Source organism: Cellvibrio sp., from assembly GCF_053579595.1.
Genome location: NZ_JBRFPI010000510.1, coordinates 1 through 2,569, shown reverse-complemented (window position 1 = coordinate 2,569; position 2,569 = coordinate 1). Strand labels below are relative to the sequence as shown.

The 2,569-nt window shown below is 49.5% G+C and carries 2 protein-coding genes and 1 pseudogene; all 3 read left to right on the top strand.

Features of this window, described 5'->3' with window-relative positions; translation table 11 throughout:
• Positions 1-927: 2,3-bisphosphoglycerate-independent phosphoglycerate mutase (gene gpmI / locus ACWA6V_RS20495; RefSeq protein WP_449524223.1), on the top strand; the 927-nt coding region annotated here is incomplete at its 5' end.
• A gap of 76 nt (positions 928-1,003) precedes the next feature.
• The gene (locus ACWA6V_RS20490) at positions 1,004-2,152 is read left to right on the top strand and encodes a murein hydrolase activator EnvC family protein (protein WP_449524222.1); all 1,149 of its coding nucleotides are present in this window, start codon (positions 1,004-1,006) and stop codon (positions 2,150-2,152) included.
• A gap of 141 nt (positions 2,153-2,293) precedes the next feature.
• Positions 2,294-2,569, top strand: a pseudogene (locus tag ACWA6V_RS20485) (hypothetical protein); the annotation flags it as partial.

Sequence of the window (2,569 nt, the reverse complement as noted above, 5' to 3'; positions counted from 1 at the left end):
GTCACTGGCGACGCCGAATTTGATGCACTCACAGCGGTTGATGGTTTGAAAGCCGCCTATGAGCGCGGTGAGAACGACGAATTTGTTAAAGCCACTGTGATCTGTGCGGAAGACGAAGAAGTCGCCACTATTAATGATGGCGACTCGGTAATATTCATGAACTTCCGCCCTGATCGCGCACGCGAAATTACCAATGCGCTGATCGAAGAAAACTTTACCGGTTTTGAACGCGAAATGAATCCGGAAATCGCGCACTTTGTACAAACTACCGAATACGCGTCCAGCATCAATGCACCTATCGCATTTCCACCGGAAGATTTAACCAATTCATTCGGCGATTACATTTCGCAACTCGGCAAAACCCAATTGCGTATCGCAGAAACTGAAAAGTACGCGCACGTGACTTTCTTTTTCAACAGTGGCAATGAAGTAGTTTATCCCGGTGAAGATCGTATTTTGGTTCCATCTCCACAAGTCGCTACCTACGATTTACAACCGGAAATGAACGCGCCGATTGTGACTGACAAATTAGTTGAAGCGATTGAGTCGGGCAAATACGACGCAATCATTTGCAACTACGCCAACTGCGATATGGTGGGCCACTCCGGCATTATGGAAGCAGCGATTAAAGCCGTTGAAGCAGTGGATATTTGTGTGGGGCGCGTATTGGCAGCGGTAGAAAAAGTGGGGGGAGAAGCCCTAATTACTGCTGACCACGGCAATGTGGAAGAAATGTTCGACGAAGAAACCGGCCAGCCACACACCCAGCATTCCACCTTGCCGGTGCCATTTATTTTCTGCAGCTCACGCAAAGGCACTATTGCTCCGGGCGGTTCACTCGCTGATGTTGCACCCACTATGTTGCATTTGATGGGTATCCCTCAGCCCGCGGAAATGACCGGCAGAAATTTAATTACGCTCGGTTAATTCTCGTCGAGGTGGAGCTCTGGCTCTACCTCGACTACCGTTCCCGATCAATGGCCTATTCAGATAATTGAAAAACATGAAGCGTTTTTTTGTATTTCCCAAAACTATTACGCTTAACAGTCTACTCTGTGCGGCCCTTTTTTTTGCAGGTCATGCCTACGCCGATGAAAAGGCCGAAATGGCAAAATTGCAAAAAGAAATTGAAGCGCTGCAAAAAGAATTAAAGCAAGTGCAAGGCACTCGCTCGGATTTACAAAGAAATCTGGAAAAATCCGAGACCCAAATTAATGAGTTGCAAAAAAAAGCCAGCGACATTAATAAACAGCTCAATGAACAAAATAAAGAGCTGGATAAATTAAAAAACCAACAGACACAAATCGCTGAACAGATCCGTGCGGCGCATAAGCTTGGTGAGCAGAGTGAAGTCAAGGTGTTGTTGAATCAGGAATCGCCCGACCAGTTGTCGCGCATCATGAAATACCACAGTTACTTTATGGAAGCGCACACGACCAAAATGCAAACCTATCTGGATACCATCACCCGTATTGATGCGCTCACACCAGAGATAGAAAAAAAAACACTTGAGTTAGGCGTTATGCAAACTGAGTTGGACGCCCAGCGCGCGCAACTCAAAACCATCCATGGCGAGCGCCAGCAGGCGCTTGCCAAAGTGAACAGCCAACTCAAAAACAAAAGTCAGGAACTCAAGCAGCTCAGTGAAGATCGCCGTCGCCTACAAGCTTTGCTGGAACGCGTGGCCAAAAGTGTCGCCACCACTGGAGCAATCAACTCCCCCGGTTATGTGCCTTTACCCAAGGGTGGCGAAAAATTCTCGCTGCGCAAAGGCCGCTTGCCCTGGCCAACCCAGGGCAGCATGATCCATCGTTTCGGCAGCGCACGCATTGCGGGTCAGATGAGCTGGAGCGGTGCTTATATCTCTGCACCTATGGGCAGTTCCGTTATTGCAGTTCATCATGGCCGCGTGGTGTTTGCCGATTATTTTGGTGGCCATGGTTTGCTGGTGATTGTGGATCACGGTGAAGGTTATTTAAGCCTCTACGCACACAATCAAAATTTATTGAAAAAAGCCGGTGAACCTGTGCACGCAGGCGAGGCCATCGCCACTGTGGGCAACTCGGGCGGCCAGGCAAGTGCCGGGCTCTATTTTGAAATTCGCCACAACGGTAAACCTATAGATCCGGGCGGCTGGTTAGCGCGCGGTTAAACGCGCGCGCAGCTCAGGAATTATTTTTGGTAACACCTGTCATTTTTTTATGGTTTAGCTTAGTGTGCGCCCGCTAGGCCGCGCTCTCCGCGGCTCGGGTTTACTGTTTATCTTTCAGCTGTTGCGGTCATCGGAGACGCTATGTTTCGCGCTGCTTTTACATTCCGGCTTAGAGCACCTGTTTTCACCCGGCTAGCCGGCCCAGGCATACTGCTCAGCCTGTTTATATCGCCCGTCTTTTTAGCTGCCTCCGTCCTGGCCGACGACAAACCCGCGGCTACCGAAACTGGCCTATTGCCTCTGGAAGAGCTGCGCACCTTTACCCGTGTTTATGACCATGTTCGCAATGGTTACGTCGATGAAATTGATGATGCCAAGCTGCTCGAGTATGCCATCAAAGGCATGATCTCAGAGCAC

Bases quoted from the DNA above. Each gene is read 5' to 3' on its own strand.
- ACWA6V_RS20490 (WP_449524222.1), top strand. From the start codon at position 1,004: ATGAAGCGTTTTTTTGTATTTCCCAAAACTATTACGCTTAACAGTCTA.